The 21,171-nt window shown below is 54.9% G+C and carries 15 protein-coding genes, 1 other RNA gene and 1 riboswitch; of the genes, 10 read left to right on the forward strand and 6 right to left on the reverse strand.

Annotated elements, in window-relative coordinates; translation table 11 throughout:
- The first annotated feature begins 302 nt into the window (after positions 1–302).
- Together QA596_07230 and QA596_07235 are read left to right on the forward strand one after the other, a co-directional pair.
- Positions 303–1,337 carry a T9SS type A sorting domain-containing protein gene (locus QA596_07230; GenBank protein MDG5767251.1) on the forward strand — a complete coding sequence of 345 codons (1,035 nt, stop codon included), beginning with the start codon at positions 303–305 and terminating at the stop codon, positions 1,335–1,337.
- 613 nt (positions 1,338–1,950) lie between these two features.
- Positions 1,951–5,370, forward strand: coding sequence for a T9SS type A sorting domain-containing protein (locus QA596_07235; GenBank protein ID MDG5767252.1), 3,420 nt, complete (start codon positions 1,951–1,953; stop codon positions 5,368–5,370).
- Here the strand turns inward: QA596_07235 and QA596_07240 are convergent.
- Positions 5,363–5,521, reverse strand: a complete 159-nt coding sequence (locus QA596_07240) for a hypothetical protein (GenBank protein ID MDG5767253.1) — start codon at positions 5,519–5,521, stop codon at positions 5,363–5,365. The genes QA596_07235 and QA596_07240 overlap by 8 nt on opposite strands.
- 71 nt (positions 5,522–5,592) lie before the next feature.
- Positions 5,593–5,965: a transfer-messenger RNA gene (ssrA, locus tag QA596_07245) on the reverse strand.
- 419 nt (positions 5,966–6,384) lie between these two features.
- On the opposite strand from ssrA, the gene QA596_07250 reads away from it, so the two are divergent.
- The 5 genes from QA596_07250 (at position 6,385) to thiD (ending at position 11,341) form a co-directional block, all read left to right on the forward strand.
- Positions 6,385–7,548, forward strand: a complete 1,164-nt coding sequence (locus tag QA596_07250; protein ID MDG5767254.1) for a saccharopine dehydrogenase C-terminal domain-containing protein — start codon at positions 6,385–6,387, stop codon at positions 7,546–7,548.
- A gap of 81 nt (positions 7,549–7,629) precedes the next feature.
- Positions 7,630–7,724: riboswitch (TPP riboswitch) on the forward strand.
- Positions 7,725–7,830: 106 nt separating this feature from the next.
- The gene (gene thiM / locus QA596_07255) at positions 7,831–8,640 is read left to right on the forward strand and encodes a hydroxyethylthiazole kinase (GenBank protein ID MDG5767255.1); all 810 of its coding nucleotides are present in this window, start codon (positions 7,831–7,833) and stop codon (positions 8,638–8,640) included.
- The gene (gene thiE / locus QA596_07260; GenBank protein MDG5767256.1) at positions 8,621–9,328 is read left to right on the forward strand and encodes a thiamine phosphate synthase; all 708 of its coding nucleotides are present in this window, start codon (positions 8,621–8,623) and stop codon (positions 9,326–9,328) included. The genes thiM and thiE overlap by 20 nt, the downstream gene beginning before the upstream one ends.
- Positions 9,329–9,333: 5 nt before the next feature.
- Positions 9,334–10,401, forward strand: a complete 1,068-nt coding sequence (thiL, locus tag QA596_07265; protein MDG5767257.1) for a thiamine-phosphate kinase — start codon at positions 9,334–9,336, stop codon at positions 10,399–10,401.
- A gap of 91 nt (positions 10,402–10,492) precedes the next feature.
- Positions 10,493–11,341 (forward strand): bifunctional hydroxymethylpyrimidine kinase/phosphomethylpyrimidine kinase, encoded by an 849-nt coding sequence (thiD, locus tag QA596_07270; GenBank protein MDG5767258.1) that lies wholly within the window; start codon positions 10,493–10,495, stop codon positions 11,339–11,341.
- Positions 11,342–11,563: 222 nt separating this feature from the next.
- On the opposite strand, the gene floA is transcribed toward thiD, so the two are convergent.
- From floA to QA596_07285, 3 genes are all read right to left on the reverse strand, one after another.
- Complete coding sequence (floA, locus tag QA596_07275) at positions 11,564–12,583, reverse strand: flotillin-like protein FloA (protein MDG5767259.1); 1,020 nt, start codon at positions 12,581–12,583, stop codon at positions 11,564–11,566.
- 429 nt (positions 12,584–13,012) lie between these two features.
- Entirely contained in the window at positions 13,013–14,380 is a 1,368-nt protein-coding gene (locus QA596_07280; protein MDG5767260.1) for an NfeD family protein, read from the reverse strand.
- Positions 14,377–14,574: a hypothetical protein gene (locus QA596_07285; protein ID MDG5767261.1), complete on the reverse strand. Its 198-nt coding sequence runs from the start codon at positions 14,572–14,574 to the stop codon at positions 14,377–14,379. Before QA596_07285 ends, QA596_07280 begins: the two co-directional genes overlap by 4 nt.
- 75 nt (positions 14,575–14,649) lie before the next feature.
- On the opposite strand from QA596_07285, the gene QA596_07290 reads away from it, so the two are divergent.
- Both QA596_07290 and QA596_07295 read left to right on the forward strand, forming a co-directional pair.
- Positions 14,650–16,980 carry a TonB-dependent receptor gene (locus QA596_07290; GenBank protein ID MDG5767262.1) on the forward strand — a complete coding sequence of 777 codons (2,331 nt, stop codon included), beginning with the start codon at positions 14,650–14,652 and terminating at the stop codon, positions 16,978–16,980.
- Between the two features lie 2 nt (positions 16,981–16,982).
- Positions 16,983–17,987: a DUF4249 family protein gene (locus QA596_07295; protein ID MDG5767263.1), complete on the forward strand. Its 1,005-nt coding sequence runs from the start codon at positions 16,983–16,985 to the stop codon at positions 17,985–17,987.
- Between the two features lie 190 nt (positions 17,988–18,177).
- Here QA596_07295 and QA596_07300 read toward each other — a convergent pair whose 3' ends face one another.
- Entirely contained in the window at positions 18,178–20,076 is a 1,899-nt protein-coding gene (locus QA596_07300; GenBank protein MDG5767264.1) for a glycoside hydrolase family 13 protein, read from the reverse strand.
- A 288-nt stretch (positions 20,077–20,364) separates the two neighbouring features.
- On the opposite strand from QA596_07300, the gene QA596_07305 reads away from it, so the two are divergent.
- The gene (locus QA596_07305) at positions 20,365–21,132 is read left to right on the forward strand and encodes a DUF4159 domain-containing protein (GenBank protein ID MDG5767265.1); all 768 of its coding nucleotides are present in this window, start codon (positions 20,365–20,367) and stop codon (positions 21,130–21,132) included.
- Positions 21,133–21,171 lie beyond the last annotated feature (39 nt).

Raw genomic sequence — 21,171 nt, forward strand, 5'->3', positions numbered from 1 at the left:
TCTGAACTTTTGCCGGGTTCTGTTCTTTCACGGAATCTTGCGGCAGCAGAGGCGTCAAAGTCGAAGATACGGGCACGGGACACGGTCGGCATGGGCCCGTACAATGGCCCATCAAGCCGCAAAAAACCGTTTCCAAATTTTGCTTGATATATTACCCGGATTTTATTTACATTACAAGTAAGCGCTTACATATACGTGTATCATGCAAAGACAATCTGACGGTCCGACTCACCGTTGAAGGTTACCTGGAACATGAGTGACATGATATGCGGCTTAACAATAAAATAAACGAGGATACAACCATGAGTAACAAGATACTGCGTATGTTTTTTGCACTGGTGATCGGATTCGGCCTTACCGGGGCATATGCCTGGGCAAACGACCAGGTCGCCGATGAACACGGTGACGAGTATGAAGTCACTTTCAATGTGGACATGTCGGAAGCCGAAGATTTTGATCCCGAGGCCCATGATGTTTTTGTAACCGGTTCCATGGCGGAATGGGCCGAACCCGGAAGCAATCCGGATTTTATGATGGCACCCCATGCCGACAACCCCGATATCTATACACTTACGGTAACACTTCCGGCCGGTGAGTATATGTACAAATACTTCCTGGTAGAAGACGAGCCCGACTGGGACGGCGGCGAATGGGATGGCGACCCCAACCGTGAAGTAGTGGTAAATGAGGATACCGAGGTGAATGACGTCTGGGCAGTTCCCCCTGTCTACATCACCTTTAACGTAGATATGTCCGGCGCCGAAGATTTTGACCCGGAAGCGCACGAAGTGTTTGTTACCGGCACATTCACCGGATGGGTCGAGCCCGGAAGCAATCCTGATTTTGTGCTGGCTCCCCACGAAGATGACGAAAACATCTACACCATTACCGTCTTCATCGACCAGGGAGAACATATGTACAAGTACTTCATAGTGGAAGATGCCCCCACCTGGGACGGCGGCGAATGGGACGGTGACCCCAACCGTGAAATCAACGCTACCGAGGATATGGAAGTCAACGACGTCTGGGCAGTGGTACCGACCAGCTCCGAGCCGGTAGCCGAAGCTCCCCGCCATATCGAACTTCAGCAAAACTATCCCAATCCGTTCAACCCGACCACCCAAATCCGTTACAACCTGGATCAGTCCGCCCAGGTAACTCTGGAAGTGTACAACGCGCTTGGGCAACGGGTAGCTACCCTGGTGAATCAGGAGCATCAGGCAGCCGGTCAGCATACCTACAGCTTTGACGGGAGCAACCTCTCATCAGGCATGTACATGTACCGTCTGACTGCCGGCGAGCATATGCAGACCCGTGTAATGACACTGATCAAATAATCCCGCATGTCCGGGCGGCATCGTCACAGGTTGCCGAACCGACTGATATGCTTTGCCGTTGACTTAATCCGGCAAACGCCGCACTGCTTGTATGGCAGACGGCGCAAAATTACTGAAAGGCCATGCTCCACCGGAGTGTGGCCTTTTTTTATGCCTTACCCGTTCTCCCCGCAGCCATATCCAGCCGTAATCTCATGTTACCATAATAACCCCATACAATCGCAACCTCATCCTGCCAAAATTTCTCCTACCCGCCTTCCGGCTTCCCGTTTTGCATCACCCGCCAATACCTTTGAGCTCATTGAATCAGCGCATCCGGTAAGAGCGTACCTCACATTTCTTTCGGGTGTCTCCGGCCAGTTCGAAAGTTCTTGAAATTGCCCATACCCTTTATTATGTTGACTGAAGAAAGTATTTAACCTTTTGATAAATCCGGAAATAAACCTGCACCTCCGGAAATACTGCACCGGGAAAGTGAATCGCCGGGAATTATTTAGATTGTCACAGCGCGCAAGGCATCGCTTTCCTTTGACATACATGGCGGTTATGGTACCAGAGCACAGTACATCGCCGGCAGACCGTCATCAACGGGTACACATAATGGGGAGCCTCTATGACGAACTCGCTACGAATACTTCTGACCATCATTTTTGTCGTTTCTTCCTCCGCTCTGTCGCCACTGCAAGCACAGTTCGCAGGTGGGAACGGATCTGCAGAAGCCCCCTGGCAGATTGAAAGTCCGACCCAACTGCTCAATATCGACGATCACCTGGACGGATATTTTATCCAGACCGGCCACATAGACATGGCCGGCATCAGTTTCACAGCCATCGGAAGCCCCTCGAACCCGTTCACCGGGTATTACGACGGAGCACATTATGAGATCCGCAACATGAGCATTTCCGAACCGGAAATGAACGAGCAGGCACTCTTCAGGGCGGCCGAAGAAGCCGTATTCCGCAATATGATCTTCACTGATGCTTCCGTGGAAGGAAGCAGAAGAGTTGGCATCCTGGTCGGGGTTGCCGAGGGCATAATCTTCGAAAACATTTCGGTAAGCGGTGAGGTGATTTCCCACGGAAGTACAGGAATGAATTGGTCAGAGGCCGGTGGCATGGCCGGCTCGATTCGAGGTGGCATCGTGCGTCATTGTATTGCGGATGTGGTAGTCACAGGACACAGAACAGTTGGCGGTTTGATCGGATCCTTCACCAATTCTGCTGAAATATACCAATCGGCTTCCTACGGCCAGATTTCGGGGCAAGGATCAAATAGTGGTGGTCTTATCGGTCTTATGGGCGGCACCGGTGTCATCACCGACAGCTACAGCCATGCCAACGTGGAAGGTGATAATACCGTCGGCGGACTGATTGGCAATTTTTCTGCACAAGGTGGACGCATCCAGAACTGCCTGAGCACCGGACGGGTGACCGGCACCGGCGACGACGTGGGCGGGCTACTGGGCTCGGTCTTCTCGGCAACACGCATGAACATCAGCCACTGTTTCTGGAATGCTTCCGCCTCCGATATCACAGCAAGCGCGGGCGGAGCGGGCGTGAAAGGCCTGTCCATGACAGAACTGATGCAGCGCGAAACCTACAACGGCTTCAATTTCCACTCCCTCTGGCAGATCGATGATGGCAACTCCTACCCCTCATTCCAGGACTTGTCCGATTACGAGATCCCCGAACCGGCTTCCATCGATGAGCTTCAGGGCGATGGCACAGCCGATGAGCCCTGGTTGATATCCTCGCCCTCCGAGCTGCTGGCCATAGCGGATAATGTCCACGGACACTACCGACTGACCGCCGATATTGACCTGGAGTCCAGTGCCATCTGGAATTATGGGCGGGGATGGACGCCTCTGGGGGGCATCAATGAAGGGGAGCACTTCACGGGTGTTCTGGACGGTGACGGCCACCGCATAACCGGCATGGTGATCAACGCCCCCATGCGTGATCACACCGGGATCATCCGTCATGCTGAAGATGCCGTTATCCATGACCTCATACTGGAGCATCATTATGTGATCGGCTCGGATTACACCGGCGGAATTATCGGAGAGGGCGAATCGGTGGTCATGGAAAATATTCAGCTGAATGGTGATATACGATCAGCAGGCGGCAGATGGTCTCAGGCCGGTGGTATTGCAGGCAGGGCAGATAACAGCGTGTTTCGCCATAATCTTGCTCATGTAACCGTTACAGGGACGCGAAGAGTGGGTGGGCTTATAGGCGACTTTATCGACTCGGAGATGTATCATTCGGCCTCATACGGTCATGTGTGGGCCGATGTAAGTAATGCAGGTGGGCTCATCGGTAATTCCAGCGGCGCAGGTGTGATCACCGACTGCTACAGCCATGCCGACGTGGAAGGCGAAAGACATGTTGGCGGACTGATCGGCAATTTCCAAAGTGGACGCATCCAGAACTGCCTGAGCACCGGCCGGGTAACCGGCACCGGTGATGATGTGGGCGGACTTCTGGGCTCGGTCTTCTCGGCAACACGCATGAACATCAGCCACTGTTACTGGGACGAAACCACTACCGGCCAAAGTGAAAGCGCGGGCGGAGAGGGTGTGAAAGGCCTTTCCACATCGGAGCTGATGCAGCGCGAAACCTACGACGGCTTCAATTTCCACTCCCTCTGGCAGATCAATGATGGCAGTTCCTACCCCTCTTTCCAGGCCCTGTCCGAATACGAGATTCCCGAACCGGCTTCCACCGATGATCTCCGAGGCTCTGGCAACAGCGACTCGCCCTGGCTCATTTCCTCGCCCTCTGAGCTGCTGGCCATGGCGGATAATGTCCACGGCCACTACCGACTGACCGCCGATATTGACCTGGAGTCCAGTGCCATCTGGAATTATGGGCGGGGATGGACGCCTCTGGCCGGCACCGATGAAGGCGAGCGCTTCACGGGTGTGCTGGACGGTGACGGCCACCGCATCACCGGCATGGTGATCAACGCCCCCATGCGTGATCACACCGGAATCATCCGTCATGCTGAAGACGCCGTTATCCGGGACCTCATCCTGGACAATCATTATGTAATCGGATCGGACTACATCGGCGGGATTATCGGAGAGGGCGAATCGGTGGTCATGGAAAATATTCAGATGAATGGTGATATACGGTCAGCAGGCGGCAGATGGTCTCAGGCCGGTGGTATTGCTGGCAAGGTAGATAACAGCGTGTTTCGCCATAATCTTGCTCATGTAACCGTTACCGGGACACGAAGAGTGGGCGGGCTTATAGGCGACTTTATCGACTCAGAGATATATCAGTCGGCCTCATACGGACATGTGTGGGCCGATGTAGGTAATGCAGGCGGCCTCATCGGTCATTCGGGCGGCACCAGTGTAGTCGGCGACAGCTACAGTCATGCCAGCGTAGAAGGTGAAAATCACGTTGGCGGCCTGATTGGCAATTTTACCTGGGGAGACATCCTGAATACCTACAGCATCGGGCAGGTGACCGGTAGCGGCGATGATGTCGGCGGGCTGATCGGTTCTGTATTTTCCGCATCTCCTGAAAAAAGTTATTGGAACACCGAAACTTCGGGACAGATGCAAAGTGCCGGCGGTGACGGCGTGATGGGACGCACCACCGATGAGATGACCTGGCCTTATGCCGAAAACACCTATGAAGAATGGGATTTCAATCAGGTGTGGAAGCATGACAGCGATGGAATCGCCAACGATGGCTATCCCTTTATTCATGAAAGGTTAACAGTGACCGATGCTCCTGTTGCCGAGACCCATATCCCCTCCCGGGTGCGTCTGGATCAAAACTACCCCAACCCCTTCAATCCCTCAACAACCATTGTCTACGCAACCGTCGAAAGCGGACAGGTGCGTCTTTCCGTATATGATATCCTGGGAAGACGCGTGGCACTGCTTGTGGACGAATACCGGCCGGCAGGTGAACACTCCGTTCACTTCCACACAAGAGGGCTCTCCAGCGGCGTCTACTTGTACCGCCTGCAGGTTGGTGATGCGGCCCGGACCCGCAAAATGCAGTTTCTCAAATAAGGATTTTTTTCCGGCAGGTCGCTTGCCAGGTATTCCGGTTATCCGAAATCTTCTTGTTTCGGGTACCCGGGATATGCCTGGTTCGGCTTTTCCTGGCCAGTATCTCCTTCTTGTAGTGGGATAACAGTATCTGTTCCAGAGGTGTGCTCATGCAGCCAATATAGCGGAAAGTCCGGGTAAAAAAAGGGCCTGCAAGTATCGATCTTGCAAGCCCAATTTTACTGGTGGAGGTGCCGGGAATTGAACCCGGGTCCGAGATAACGCCCCATCAAGCTTCTACATGCTTAGTCGCCCTATGTATCTCGCCTGAAGGGTTGCCGGGCAACAAGGCGATCTTCAGGCCAGGCCGGGTCAGGTTTCGCGTAACGCCACCGGCCGGGACGTCACACTATCTTGCTCAGGTTTGGCGCCCTGAGAGGCAGTTAGCAAGAAAACCGCCAAACGGACGGAATGGCGCTGTTAGGCTGCCATTCGGAACTGAGTATTTTCAGCATTTACATTTAAAGTGCCACTGATTTTTTTACGAGATACCCGTGACGGAAACTCGGCATGCCACTTGTGATCACGATCACCCCGTCGAAGCCATGTCACCCCCTTCGGGAATTCGTCAAACCGCTTCAACAGCCGGCTCTGTGTTATCGGTGCCGCTCAATGCTTGCGGCAGACACCTAAGGTAACCAGCGCAAGCGTCAATCACAATGGTACAACGTGCGAACACCGCTTTTCTTGCAACAGGTTTTCCGTTCTCAAAAAAAACACCGTCCCGCAGGGAACATCCGACAGATTGTTTTCACACAAACCGATATTGCTTTGGCAAATGTGTATCTTCAGACATGCTGATCTTCATCAAAGGCAGCGCCCGCCGGACGCTTCCATGAACCTTATGGCGCTGCCCGACTGTTCCGTTATTCTGAATTCCCATACAGAAAGCCCGCCTCCTGTTTTACAGACCAAGGGACCGGGTTTTCCAAACCGAAAGACCGAATCCAACCCGATCACAAACTTTCTGAAACCATGAAAATTGCCATTATTGGAGCGGGTTCTGTTGGATCCGCACTCACCCATGTCCTGATGGAGCAGGAGGCCATCAATACGCTCATCATCCTCGATCGCAATGGGAATGCCCTGGACGAACTCAAACAGGAGATGGCCGGACACCCTTCCATTTCCAAAATGCGCACCTTCAAGGTTGGTATGGAAGAATACGCTTCGATTCTGACCCTGATCAAGGATATGGATGTGATGATCTCGGCACTTCCATACAAGTATAACCTGGAGCTCGCCCGGATTGCCGCTAACAACGAGTGCCATTTCCTTGACCTCGGCGGCAATGACCAGGTGTTTGAAAAACAGCTGGAACTCGACGACCTTGCCGCGAGAAACCGTACCTATATCGTCCCCAACTGCGGCCTGGCTCCAGGCCTTCTCAACATCATCGCCTATAACGGTTACAAACAGTTTGACAGTGTCTCGACCCTGGAGATTATGAGCGGCGGCCTCCCCCTGAACCCCAAACCACCTCTCAACCATCACCTCAGCTTTTCGGCTGTCGGCTTTCTTGAAGAACACCTGCCCCCGGTGCTGGCTGTCCGCGACGGCAAACCGGTTAACGTGGAACCCCTCAGCGGACTTGAACCGGTTTCGTTTACTTCCCATCCCGAGCTGAAAGGCCTGGAAAAGTTCCACACCGGCGGCCATATCACCTCCATAGCAAAAACCCTGGCCGGTTCGGTGGACAACATCAGCTATAAAACCATACGGCACCGCGGCAACCACGATATTATGGAGGCGCTGATAAAACTCGGATTTGCCGAGAAACGGATCATCGATATCGGCACCAGCATGACGTACCGTGATCTGCTGATCCGCAAGTTTCGCTCCCAGCTTCCCGAAAACCTGCCCGATATTGTTCTGGCCAAGGTGCGCCTCATCGGAAAAATCGATGGCAAGTCGCAAACACACCGATACGAACTGGTCTATGAGTACAACCCCGATGACGGCCACTCCGCGATCATGACCTGCACCGCCGTGCCCACCGCCATGATCGCCATGTCGGTGCTCAATGGCGAAGTCTCCGGCTCTCCCGGTGTGAAGGCGCCAGAAGAGGTCATCGATGCCGAACCATTCCTCAAAAACCTTGAGGAATGGGGAATCAACATCAAAAAATCGATAGAATAGAATCACTGGAACAAAGCCCGATTGTCCACGACATGATGGAATGCTGGACACCGAACCTTTTGTTCTGGACAATAATAACATACTCCACCATAGGGGTGCCGTGAAATCGGCTGAGATTACACCCTCAACAACCTGATCCGGGTCATGCCGGCGAAGGAAATGGTCATTTGAAGCCATATCCCCCTCTCCGACAGAATACAACCGGCGAAGGGATGTGGCTTTTTTTTTGCCGGCCGCCGATTCGGCTAAACCGACTTATGAATCCCAAAAACAGATTTTGCCATGACGACCGAATCTCTTTCCCGTGACATCACCACAATTCAGCAATCGAATCCTCTGGTCCACAGCATCACCAACCATGTGGTGATGAATACCACCGCCAACAGCCTGCTGGCACTGGGCGCTTCCCCGGTGATGGCTCATGCCCGGGAAGAAGCCGCGGATATGACCCGAATCGCCGGGGCATTGGTCCTGAACATCGGTACATTGAGTCCGTTGTGGGTGGAAGCCATGCATCTTTCCCTGGAAGCCGCCGTGGACGCCGGTACACCGGTAGTGCTGGATCCCGTCGGTGCCGGAGCTACTTCCTACCGAACGAATACGGCTCTTGCACTGCTTAAAACCGGCGGCATCACCGTGCTTCGTGGCAACGCATCGGAAATTCTGGCCCTTACCCCGGCCGGGGGCCGGACCAAGGGCGTTGACAGTACCGACGACGCCGACCAGGCCCTGGATGCCATCCGGGAGCTGGCTCTCCGGCACGATGTCATCGTTTCGGTAAGCGGTAAAACCGATCACATTATCTCTGCAGAACAGCACATCCGGGTTCAAAACGGAACCGCCCTGATGGCGCGCATCACCGGAATGGGCTGCACCGCCTCGGCATTTACCGGTGCTTTTTGTGCCGTGAATGAGGAGTACCTCCAAGCCGCCGCCCACGCAATGGCGACCCTCGGCATTGCCGGCGAAATTGCCGAAATGGACAGCCGCGGTCCCGGCAGCTTTCCGGTCGTTCTGCTTGACACCCTCGCGAAACTGGATGCGGAAACCGTCACCAAACTGGCCAAATTCGATGAAGGTGAGCAAAACTGACTTATACAAGAAAGGGGCGCGGAGCCATCCTCCCGCCACATCCCGCCCGGCGACACCGGATTATCGCCTCTATCTGGTAACCGACAGCGGGATGACCGGGCCCGGGCGCCTGGCAGATTGCGCGGCCGAAGCTGCCATGGGTGGAGCCACTATGGTCCAGTATCGAGAAAAGTCCGCTTCCACCGCACAATTGATCCGGGAGGCAGAAACCCTGCTCCATAAGCTGCGGCCAATGGGTATTCCGCTCATCATCAACGACCGGGTGGATGTGGCCCTGGCTATCGGTGCCGACGGCGTACATGTCGGGCAGAACGACATGGATCCGCAAACGGCACGAAGGCTCATGGGACCCGATGCTATTATCGGCTATTCGGTTGAAACACCGGAACAGGCTCAAATGGCAGAGTTATGGGACATCGACTACCTGGGAGTGAGCCCGATTTTCGCAACACCGACCAAAACCGATACCGGAATCCCGTGGGGGCTGGACGGCCTTCGCACACTGCGGACATCCACACGCATTCCGCTTGTCGCTATTGGCGGTATGAACCGGGAAACCATCGCCGAAACCCTCAAAGCCGGGGCCGACGGAGTTGCGGTTGTCTCGGCTATTTGTGCCGCCGGCGACCCCCGAATGGCCGCAAGGGAACTGCTGGCCATCATTGATTCGGCATTAAACGCAAAATGACAGCCATGGAAGAGCACCCCCTCAAACAAATCGGCGAATTCGGATTAATCGACCGGATATTATCCTGGTTCGGTGCCGAAACGACCGACCTGGAAGGCGCCGGAGACGACTGTACCGTATTAAAACGCAACGGCGACTCCGTCGATCTGGTAACCACCGACCTGCTGATTGAAGAGACACATTTTCTGTTTGAAAAAATCACGCCATACCAACTTGGGCATAAAGCCCTGGCGGTTAATCTGAGCGATATCGCCGCTATGGGTGGTCGCCCCAAAAATGTCTGGCTCTCTATCGGACTCACCACACGGGCCGACCTCAACTGGCTCGAAGATTTTTTTTCGGGGATGAAGGACCTGGCTCATAAATACGGAGTCAAACTGATGGGAGGCGATACCACACGCTCTCAGAATCACCTGGTCATTAATATCATGGTGACCGGTGAGGCTGCTCCCGACAGAGTGAAATTCCGATCCTCCGCCCGCCCGGACGACATCATTTTTGTAACCGATCCAGTCGGCGATTCCGGTGGCGGGCTGCAATTGCTGCTGGAGGGAGATCTCTACACAACCGATCCGGATGAGCAGAAACTGATAACCGCTCACAACCTGCCCTGGCCCTGTGTTGACGAAGGGGTTTGGCTGGGGCAGCAACCTGCCGTTCATGCCCTCATTGACGTATCGGACGGGATTTCATCGGACGCCGGGCATATTGCCAACCGATCCGGAGTGGCCATGAACATCGAGCTGTCAGCCCTGCCGATAAGCAGCGAACTGAGACGGGTCGCCCGGAAACGCAACTGGGACCCGGTGCAACTGGCCTGCTCGGCCGGTGAGGATTATGTTCTGATGGGTACATGCGCCCCGGCAGAATGGGACACCCTGTCAGTGCAATACCGCAACGTGTTCGACTCCGACCTGCATGCTGTGGGTACTGTTCGAAAAGTCAGCGGTGACGGGAAGAAGACGCATGAAAAGTCCGCGGGATTGCTCCGTGGAGGGGAAGTGCGCTTTACACGGAACGGCGAGCCTGCCGAACCCGGCCGCCCCGGCTTTGACCATTTCAGGAGCGCCTGAAACGGTGCCCCGGTTGCAATTCCAACCGTGACGCAAAAACGCAGTTTCCAGTCAAAATCACAGCAATGTTCATCCTTTCAACGATAGACCGATGCACCCTCCAAAAGTACTTGCCATAGCAGGCTCTGACAGCGGCGGCGGAGCCGGCATCCAGGCGGACCTCAAAACATTTTCGGCGCTGCAGTGTTATGGCATGAGCGTAATCACCGCCCTCACCGCACAGAATACCCGCAGCGTGACAGCCATCCACGATGTGCCGTCCGGGTTTATTCGCGATCAGATGGAAGCTGTATTCAGCGATATCGGGGTTGATGCCGTCAAAATCGGCATGTTGAACCGGCCGGAGGTGATCCACACGGTCACCGAAGTTCTTTCCCGTTACAAACCGCCGCATATTGTCCTGGACCCGGTTATGGTTGCCAAAAGCGGAGACCGGCTGCTGCAGGATGAGGCGATCACCGCCCTGAAAACGGAACTGCTCCCATTGGCTACCCTCATCACACCGAACCTGCCGGAAGCCGGTGTATTGACCGGCACGGATGTAACAAACCGTCAGCAAATGGAACATGCGGGGCGGGCACTGCTGGCAATGGGTCCCGAGGCCGTGCTGGTAAAAGGGGGACACCTCACCGGCTCGGATCTCAGTCCCGACTGCCTCATTGAACATGCCGCTGAACATCCGGCGGATATGTCCGATAGCAGTATACAGGTCACATTACGGTGGTATGAAATGCCGCGGGTCGAAACCCGCAACAACCACGGGACCGGCTGCACCCTGTCATCCGCCATAACAGCGTTACTGGCCAGGGGCATGAGTCGTGAACAGGCTGTCGGCAGCGCGCTTTCCTATGTAAACCGGGCGCTGCGAAAATCCGTCGACTGGCAGATCGGCCAGGGGTACGGCCCGGTGCACCATTTTCATCCTTTGTGGCCGGTCTAGCCACGGCACGGTTGGGTGCGCCCGGCTCTCTGTAGTATGGGATGAATATGAATACGTTCGGTGGCGTTGATCTCTCCGGATTGCGGCACCAATAGAAGCATACAGTCACATTCACCAACAGGAGCACACCGGCACATCGGGGGAAAGCGATATAACGCGATCCCCGGCCAATGCATCACCTGCACCGGCCGGAGAATCCACGTTCAAACAGTCAGCTAACGGTTACTTGCGTCGGCCGGAGGATTTTTCATCATCCGGATCGCCGGTATCCTTCGATTCGGTGCCTTTGGCGATCGATTCGCGCATATCAGTGTCGGACATTACGTTTTTCATGTTGTAATAATCCATGACACCCAGCTTACCGCTGCGGAAGGCTTCGGCAATGGCTTTCGGAACCTCGGCTTCGGCCTCAACCACACGAGCCTGCATCTCTTCGATCTTGGCGCGATTCTCCTGCTCGACGGCAACAGCCATCGCGCGGCGCTCTTCAGCGCGTGCACGGGCGACTTTAAGGTCGGCGCTTGCCTGATCGGTCTGCAGTTTCGCACCGATGTTCTCACCGACATCCACATCCGCGATATCAATGGAAAGAATATCAAACGCAGTGCCGCTGTCAAGCCCTTTGTCCAGTACCGTCTTGGTAATCTGATCCGGATTCTCGAGTACCGCTTTGTGATCAGTGGAGGAACCGACAGTCGAAACAATCCCTTCACCCACACGGGCCAGGACGGTCTCTTCGGTCGCGCCACCCACGAGGCGATCGAGGTTGGCCCGCACGGTCACACGAGCGGTCGCTTTCACCTGAATACCGTCCTTGGCAAGCGCGGTAATCACCGGGGTGTTGATCACTTTGGGGTTCACCGAAATCTGAACCGCCTCGAATACGTCACGGCCGGCCAGGTCGATAGCGGCCGCCCGTTCGAAACCGAGAGCAATGTTGGCCTTGTCAGCCGAAATAAGGGCGTTGACCACTCTCTGAACATTTCCACCGGCCAGGTAGTGAGCTTCCAGCATGCCGATTTCCACATCTTTGAGGCCCGCCTTGGTGGCGGTAATAGCGGCTTTGACAATCGGGCCGGGAGGCACCTTGCGAAGGCGCATGGCCACCAGGTCACGGAAAATACCGATGCGCACTCCGGAAAAAAGCGCAGTGATCCAGAGTCCGATGGGAACAAAATAGAAGAAAATGAATAGCAGGAGGATACCCCCGGCTATCATTCCAAGGGGAAAATAGGCGTCCATAGATCCCACAAATTAGTAGTTGATTAAAAAAATCCGGAATCACCAGTTACGATTCGGCAATCACCGGTTTATTGTGGATGCGTGCCGCGGAAAATACCGCACCCGCTTGCCTTTAAGAACGGCATGGCGGGACTTGGTTAACGAGGTACTGCATCTGCTATAAAAAATCGTATTCCGTGAAATATAATGAGGTGTGCCATGGATACCAACCAGTCGCTACGGTTTTTCGGATATTTATCAGCGGTATTGGTTTCAGTGGGTCGGGTTTGGCAACAACCGGCTGCAACCCGACAGAAAGCGGCGCCAAGAAATGCGGTATCCCGGGAAAGCTGGAAGCGGGCCTGAAGTGATCCGGATTCGCTATCACTCTTCGACGCTGATTTACATTATTCAAACTCCAGGATCGGGGGTGGATACGATTCAGAACCGCTACCACTCTTCGACGCGGGTTACGACCACTTGACCGGCGGCGGTGGATATGACCTTCACGCGCGTCCCCTTGTCGATATACTCACCATCGGAAACCACATCAACACGACGGTCACCGATCCTGGCGGTGCCGGAGATTCTGAGGGTGGTAAGTGTGACCCCTTCCTGCCCCATAAGATCATCCCTGCTGGAATAGGAGGTATAGCCGGAGTCTTTGTCGGTGGATCTGGTGAGTACAAGTCGACCAAAAAAAGGTGTTTTCATAGCATAGCGCAGTGTGGATCCGATAAAAGCAAATGTCAGAACCAGGGTGATGAACAGAGTCCAGAGCTGGATTCTCATCTCCTCAAGCTGAGGAAAATTGAAACCTACGTTGCCAACCAGAGAAGCGAAAAGCCCGAAAAAGAGCAGAACGATCCCTGTAATACCCGCGATTCCGAATCCGGGCAGCACAAATAGCTCCACGAGAATCAACCCGATGCCAAGGATTACGATGAGAATTTCCCAGAACTGCGCCAGCCCCATAATGTAGAGTGGCAGAAAGAAGAGCAACGCGCCGATACCGGCGATGGCTCCGGCGAATCCGATACCGGGCGACTGCAGCTCGAAATAGAGTCCGCCCAGCATCATCAGCATCAGGAGGCTCTGGAGGATCGGGGAAGCGAAAAACCGGATCACCGACTCTTGCCAGCGTTCATCAACATCAAACAGTTCGACCTCCTCCCACCCCATTTCGGCGGCCACTTCCCGAATTGAGCGCACCGTAGCGGTGGAAACGTTGAGTGCCAGGGCTTCGGAGGCGCTCAACGTGAGCAACTCACCTTCGGCGATGATCCCTTCGATTTCAATGCGTTCATCTACCATTGCCTCTGCTACTGCAGGATCGTAACCTTTGGCTTCGGCGGTGGAGCGCATGAGTCCGCGCATGTAACTCTGCAGTTTTTCGTCGGCTTTCTCCCCGGTTCCGTCAACGACGGTAGCGGCACCGATGGAACCTCCGGGCGCCATGAAAATATTGCTGGTTGCATAAGAAATTAGGGCTCCGGCCGAAGCTGCGTTGGCATCGATGAACGTGACGACGGTGAGGTCGGTCGCAAGCAACCGCTTTCGGATTTTGTCGGCGGCATCAACAAGTCCGCCGAATGTATCCATATGCAAAATAACCCCGGCCGTCCGATCGTCGGATTCCGCGACGGAGAGTCCACGGTCGATATACATGTAAAGGCCGTTGTCGATAAGCCCTTCCACCCGGATAACATACACCTTGTCCCCGGTTTCATTTGCATAAGCCTTCCATAGTGCGGCAGGCGCCAGGGTTGCGGTGGCGGCCACCAGGAGCATTCCGGTAATTGCGAACCATTTATTCATGTCGATTTGTCTTGCTGTTGGGATATCAGCGCAGGGGTGAAAAACAGGGCTGTCAGCACATCCGACAGCCCTGAAACAAGAGGATTAACAATACGTAAAGGTACAAAAAATTGCATATTTTCGTTGTACGCAATCCGTGGGAAAAAGTTAAATTGCAACGCGGTTTCGACAGCGGTTGCCGGTTCGGTCGGCACCTGCTCCGGTTCAGCGCTTCATCAACAGAACCACCCCGCTTTCGTCAGAATTCAGTCCGTCCGAAGAATCCGCAGATGCGCACGTTCGCCAATTACTATCCCCTTATTGTCTCGATCCTCTTTGTCGTTGTTTTCGCCGGCATGACTCCGGCCGCCGGTGATACAGGAAGCGCAGGCGGCAACGGTTCGCCGCCGGCCAACCCCGGCACGGCAACCGAAGAACAGACGACCAGAGCATCGATTAACGGGTTTATTCGTGATGCTGATAACGGAGAAACCCTGATGGGAGCCACCATTCTGCTGATGGATACCAGTCGTGGAGCCACGACCAACCACTCCGGATACTATATTGTCAACAATATCCCGCCCGGTACCTATACCGTCCGCTTTTCCTATCTGGGGTACAACGAAAAGCGGGTGGAAGTCACGCTCGAAGCCGGCGACGGCCTTCGCATCGACATCGATCTCGAACCCGCCGAGTTCGTCCTTGACGAGCTGGTGGTGACGTCGGCCCGCGAGCGCGAAGAACGGCAGAATATCGGTACCGCGTCGGTCTCCACGGAGCTCATCAAAAGCGTGCCGTCGGTTCTGCAGGCCGATGTGTTCCGCTCCGTCCAGTTGCTGCCCGGCGTCAAGGCGGCTTCCGATTTTTCCAGCGGCCTCTACATCCGCGGAGGCGGGCCCGATCAGACGCTCATCCTGCTCGACCGCACCACCGTTTACAATCCCTCCCATTTTTTCGGATTCTTTTCGACTTTCAACCCCGATGCCATCAAGGATGTCCGGCTCTACAAAGGCGCCTACCCCGCTTCATACGGCGGCAGGCTCGGTTCAGTGCTTGATGTGTACAACAAGGACGGCAACCGCTACGAAACCCGGGGCTCACTGAGCCTGGGCATGCTTTCCTCACGAGCCATGATCGAAGGGCCCTACTCCAGAGGATCCTATATGCTGGCGGTTCGCCGATCTACACTGGAGCCATTGCTGGCCGCTCTGCGCACATCGGTCGACAATGTCCCGCACGCCTTCTATTTCTACGATATAAATGCCAAAATCAACTACGACCACTGGGACAACAACCGGCTGAGTATCGCCGCCTACACCGGTACCGACAAGGTTCGCTTTCCGTTTGGTGACGACAGCCAGTTCAACCTGTTTTACGGCAACCGAACCCTGAGCATCGACTGGACCCACCTCCTCTCCCGGCGCACTTTCACCAACATCACCATAACCGGTTCGGAGTATTTCAACGACCCTGCTTTTGAATTCGGCGGCACCGATTTCGAGCGGCAGAACCGCATTTACGACATCTCCGCCAAAGCAGATCTGGAGTGGATTCCGTCCGGCGAGTTTGAATTGCTGGCCGGCTTTTGGGGCGGTCGCAAAACCTTCCGGCTCAGGGACTACTTCGACGATCAGATGACCATGGATGAACGCATCGGCGCCGATTACGGCTCCCTCTACCTGCAAAACATCTGGAGGCCCCGGGACCGCTGGATCATCAACGCTGGCCTGCGTGCCAACTATTTCAGCAGCGGTGATTATTTCCGACTCGATCCCCGACTGAGCGTCGAGTATTATCTGACTCCCGAAACCCGCCTCCAGGCTGCCTACGGCCGCTACCACCAGTTCCTTACCCTGCTCACCAACGAAGCCATATCCGCTTTCGATCTCTGGCTGATAACCGATACCGGCGTACCTCCCGCCTACGGCGATCAGTTCGTACTGGGCGTCAAAAACAGCTCCCTGCCCGGGTACAATTTCGAGTTTGAACTCTATTACCGAACCATGCGCGACCTGTTCGAGTTTGATCCCTTTCTGGCTGACGCTGCAGGCCTGGATTACGCCGAGCTCTTCCGCTTTGGCGAGGGATACGCCGCCGGTTTCGAAACCTTCCTTGAAAAAACACGCGGACGCCTTTACGGATTTATCGGATATACATGGGGCATCACCCGCCGGAAATTTGAAGGCTTCAACCGCGACCGGTTCTACCCGCCGAAATACGACCGCATCCACGATATCAATGTGGTTGCCAACTACCAGCTGAGCAGCCGCTGGACCGCCTCCGCCGTGTTTAATTACGCTACGGGCCAGGCATACACCGAACCGCTCGGTCGCACCGCACTCTCCTCCAACCCCTTTGACGGAGGAACCGTGGATGCCATTGTCGTAGGACGTGTGAACGCATCCCGATTACCCGCATACCACCGGCTGGATATCGGTTTTACCCGGCAAAGCTCATTTTTTGGAATCGCCGAGTCGGAGTGGCAGTTCCAGGCGATCAACCTCTACTCCAGACGCAATGTCTGGTTTTACATGTATGATTTCGACGAAAACCCGGTTAAGCGCGAGGAAGCCACCATGCTACCCATAATACCGGTCGTAGGCTACACCATACATTTTTAACCATGCCATATTCCGAACGAACCCATAAGGATCCGTCTCTGCACACGAACCCTGCCCGGCCCCGTACAACGCCGGGCACCGGTTCCGGTGTATTTCTGTTGTTCTGGCTGATGGCCTTCGCTGCCGTGTCCCTTGTGCCGGCAGGATGCGAACTGTACAGGCAGGATGACTATGAAGAGCAGTTTGTCGTTGAAAGCTACCTGATTGCCGGAGAACCGCTTCCGGAGGTACGCCTGTCGATTACGGCGCCTTTTGATGAAAGCTATTATTTTGAGGAGCGGGCCGTCGGCGATGCCGACATAACCATCTCATGGTATGATGAGGGCGGGCAGCGCCGGTCCAGCTTCCGCTATATCGAACAAGAGCGCGGTATTTACATTCCGGCGGAACCGGACCGGGCGACAGAGGTTGAGCCGCGCCATATGTACCGGCTGGAAGCCGATGTGCCCCTTGCGAGCGGAACCCTTCACCGTATAGAAGCGGAAACCGTCATCCCGGATACTTTCTCGGTGATGGAGGTTGTCCGCAACCGGGCCGTTTACCAGGACCCGGAACAGCTCGAGTTCCGGATTACACGCAACCGTCAGGCCGGCCGGCAAAACCATTATATATATTCTACCGAATCCCTTGAGCCGTACGAAGAAAATCTGACACCCTTCTGGGATGACATCACAGACGATCTGGACGATGCCATCCGCATACGGACCGGTATTGTCAATGAAGAGAATTTCGATATCAATCCCGACGGCACCCTCACACTGCGCATGCCCTGGATCGGGATCGCGTTCTACGGGCAGAATATCATTTCGACCTTTTCCATCGACAATAACACCTATGATTTCTTCCGTTCACAACCGGTGCAGGCCGGAGGGGGCGCAGGATCCATATCCCCCGGAGAAATCCAGAACATCATCTACCATGTAGATGGTGGAATCGGCCTGTTCGGAGGCATGTCGAAACTGGATATCCTGGTAACGGTCGACCGCCCGCCTTCGCCGCAACCCTGAACCTGGGACACACCGCCAAACAACCTCAGCCGACTCGTCACAATTGGGTTTTCAACGGAAGGCGGATGCCTACGGCAGACACTTAGCCGGTGGCCATGCATGCCGTTCATAGCGCGGTAAAAGTTATGAACTTTGCGCAATGCCCATCCGGCCCGCTTTTGCATTCGGGTGACAAGCTCGTGCTGTCTGGTTATTTACCGGACATCAAATCGAGCACCATCGGGGTCATCGCGGGCACTTCCAGAATTCCATCAAGCGTGACCGGTGTATCGGTAATGATCTCATGCGCGGCCGGGTAGCCGTCCAGTACCTCACTGAACCGGCTCAGATCCAGTACCGCCTGTTCGTCCGATGCGTTCAGCACCACCATCACGGCGTCATCGTCGTTGTGGCGGAAATAGACATAGGTATTCTCCTCCGGCACAAAGTGGGTGAGGTCGCCGTAATGGAGCACCGGCTTGTCCTGCCGCCACCAACTCAGCGTTTTGATCAGGTCGTAGGCATCCGACACCGGAAGGCCTCGTTTTTCGCCAAGTTCGGCCCGGCCTTCACTGGTAAAGGCGTTGATCGGATCATCCGGCCAGCCGCCCGGGAAATCTTTGCGTTTTAGGGCATCCGGACCCGCGCCCGTTTTCAGGATCTCCGTCCCGTAATAGATTTGCGGGATCCCCCGGGTGGTATAGATCAGGGTCACTCCAAGGCGAAACTTGTCGTAATCTTCGCCGATGGAGGAGAAAAAGCGGTCCAGATCATGGTTATCGACGAAAATGACATTCAGGAGCGGATCGGTATACAGAAAGTCCTGCCCCAAAGTTAAATAGATGCGATTCATACCGGTATCCCATCCCTCCTCTTCGTTGAGGCCGGCCACAATGGCATTGTAAAGCGGGAAGTCGGTAACACTCGGCAGATAGGAGTTGTACCCGCTTTGGGTGGGGAAGTCGTATTGCCACCAGGCGGTAGTCGGCACGTTGGGCATCCATGCTTCACCGACTATGTTAAAATCGGGGTACTCCTCGAGCACCTTGCGGGTCCACTCGGCCATGTAATCCTTGTAGGGATAGGGGTGGGTATCCATGCGGATGCCGTCGATGCCGGCATACTCGATCCACCAGATGGTGTTTTGGATGAGGTAGTTCGCCAGCAGCTCATTGCGCTGGTTCAGGTCGGGCATCTCATCAACGAACCAGCCCTTGACGGTGGTCTCGTAGTCGTTGCGCGAGGCATAGGGATCCATGATGGTGTTGGTGCGGAAGGAGGTATTACCGACCTCCTCCTGGTCGTGGATCCAGTCGCTGGTTGGCAGATCCTTCATCCACCAGTGGTGGGTGCCGATATGGTTGTGAATCATGTCCATAATGACTTTCAGTCCCATTTCGTGCGCACGATCCACCATTTCCACAAACTTTTCGTTGGTGCCGAACCGGCGGTCGACACGGTATTTATCGGTAGCGGCATAGCCGTGGTAGAATCCGATCTGTTGACTGTAGTCGTAGGGCATGTCGTTTTCCAGGATGGGGTTGAGCCAGAGGGCGGTCATGCCGAGGTCCCGGATATAATCCAGATTGTCGATAATGCCCTGGATATCGCCGCCATGGCGCGCGAAAGGCTCGCTGCGGTCCACTCCTTCGTACATCCCCTCGATTTCACTGATGGAGGGGTCCCCGTTGGCAAAACGGTCGGGCATAATGAGATAGATGACATCAGATGGATCAAACCCTCTGTGGCGCATGCGATTGTCTCGCCGCTCACGAAGCTCGTAGCTCCAGGTATGGGAACGATCCTCACGCTGGAAGCGGATGTCGAGGGTACCCGGCCGGGCTTTTTCTCCGATCTTCAGATCGATAAACAGGTAGTTGGGGTTTTCGACGGCGATGATCCGTTCCAGCGAAACCCCGGGGTAGTCCACCGACGGGCGCGATTTCGCAATATCCTCTCCGTACACCATCAACTGAACCCGGGAATCATTCATGCCGGTCCACCAGAACGGCGGTTCCACCCGATCGGGCTCCACCGCTTCCGCAGCCGTAAACGGCAAAACCGAAACCAAAAACATCAGTGCAACAATCCATCTTCCAGCCATAGTCATAGTAATTATGTCCGTGATTAAACAAAATGTAAGCCCTTACAAAATAGAACAACTCCTTCAGAATTAAAAATGAAATGGGCGGATTTCAATGCAAAACCATCCACAACGATACCGGTGCCTGTTGCGTTATAAAGTCCGTATCATCAGACACGACAAATCAACGCGGCAACAAGCAACGGAAGCAACTTCACACCAGCAATTCGGTTAGATATGCGATGTAGACAAAAGGAAACAGGCAGCCAGGATCATTTCGAAATTCGCAAGTCCGAAACAACCTGCAGCGGTCCAGTGCGTCTTATTAAAGGATATGCCGGATGGGTTCACCGATCTTTGGCGGCGGGTCTGATGATACTGACCATTGCGGCACTTGCCGTTTTCGGCATGGCTCCGGCCGGATCCGTTAACGCGCAGCCGGCAGGCGACGCACCCGCAAGTTTCCGCAACGAGGTGCCTGAGGAGTACAAGTTCCGGATTGCGCGAATAGAATACCGGGGCGGCGGTGACTGGTACAACGACCCGTCCTCGCTAACCAACCTGATCGATTTTGCCGTCGATTACCTGCCGATATCGATTCAGCGCGAGTACGACGATGTTCCGATCGGCAGCCGCGATCTTCACTCCTATCCGTTCGTTTTCATGACCGGCCACGGCAATATCGATGTTAACGCCACCGAAGCGGCCAACATGCGCGATTACCTGGACAATGGTGGCTTTTTATACATAGATGATGATTACGGATTCGACCCGTATGTCAGGTCCGTCATTGAAAAGATTTTTCCCGGTGAAGAGCTGATCGAGCTGCCTGCATCGCACCCCATATACTCCATGGTCTTCGACTTTCCCGATGGCCTCCCAAAGATCCATGAGCACGACGGAAAGCCGCCCCGGGGGTTCGGTATCTTCCGCAACGGCCGCCTGGCGCTTTACTACACCTATGAATCCAACCTGGCCGACGGCTGGGCGTTTGACGTGCACGACAACCCGCAGCATATCACCGACAAATCCCTTCAGATGGGTGTTAACCTGCTCCTTTACGCTTTCACCAGGGAAAATTGAGCCACAATGAGACTTTAATCTCACGCGTATTTTACGCAT

This window comes from Balneolales bacterium ANBcel1, assembly GCA_029688905.1.
Classification (GTDB): Bacteria; Bacteroidota; Rhodothermia; order Balneolales; family Natronogracilivirgulaceae; genus SLLW01.

Coding starts and splice junctions, on each gene's coding strand:
- QA596_07240 (MDG5767253.1), bottom strand. CDS start 5,521: ATGAGCACACCTCTGGAACAGATACTGTTATCCCACTACAAGAAGGAG.
- thiD (MDG5767258.1), top strand. CDS start 10,493: ATGCACCCTCCAAAAGTACTTGCCATAGCAGGCTCTGACAGCGGCGGC.
- QA596_07290 (MDG5767262.1), top strand. CDS start 14,650: ATGCGCACGTTCGCCAATTACTATCCCCTTATTGTCTCGATCCTCTTT.
- QA596_07300 (MDG5767264.1), bottom strand. CDS start 20,076: ATGACTATGGCTGGAAGATGGATTGTTGCACTGATGTTTTTGGTTTCG.
- thiL (MDG5767257.1), top strand. CDS start 9,334: ATGGAAGAGCACCCCCTCAAACAAATCGGCGAATTCGGATTAATCGAC.
- thiE (MDG5767256.1), top strand. CDS start 8,621: ATGAAGGTGAGCAAAACTGACTTATACAAGAAAGGGGCGCGGAGCCAT.
- QA596_07295 (MDG5767263.1), top strand. CDS start 16,983: ATGCCATATTCCGAACGAACCCATAAGGATCCGTCTCTGCACACGAAC.
- thiM (MDG5767255.1), top strand. CDS start 7,831: ATGACGACCGAATCTCTTTCCCGTGACATCACCACAATTCAGCAATCG.
- QA596_07230 (MDG5767251.1), top strand. CDS start 303: ATGAGTAACAAGATACTGCGTATGTTTTTTGCACTGGTGATCGGATTC.
- QA596_07235 (MDG5767252.1), top strand. CDS start 1,951: ATGACGAACTCGCTACGAATACTTCTGACCATCATTTTTGTCGTTTCT.
- QA596_07280 (MDG5767260.1), bottom strand. CDS start 14,380: ATGAATAAATGGTTCGCAATTACCGGAATGCTCCTGGTGGCCGCCACC.
- QA596_07250 (MDG5767254.1), top strand. CDS start 6,385: ATGAAAATTGCCATTATTGGAGCGGGTTCTGTTGGATCCGCACTCACC.
- floA (MDG5767259.1), bottom strand. CDS start 12,583: ATGGACGCCTATTTTCCCCTTGGAATGATAGCCGGGGGTATCCTCCTG.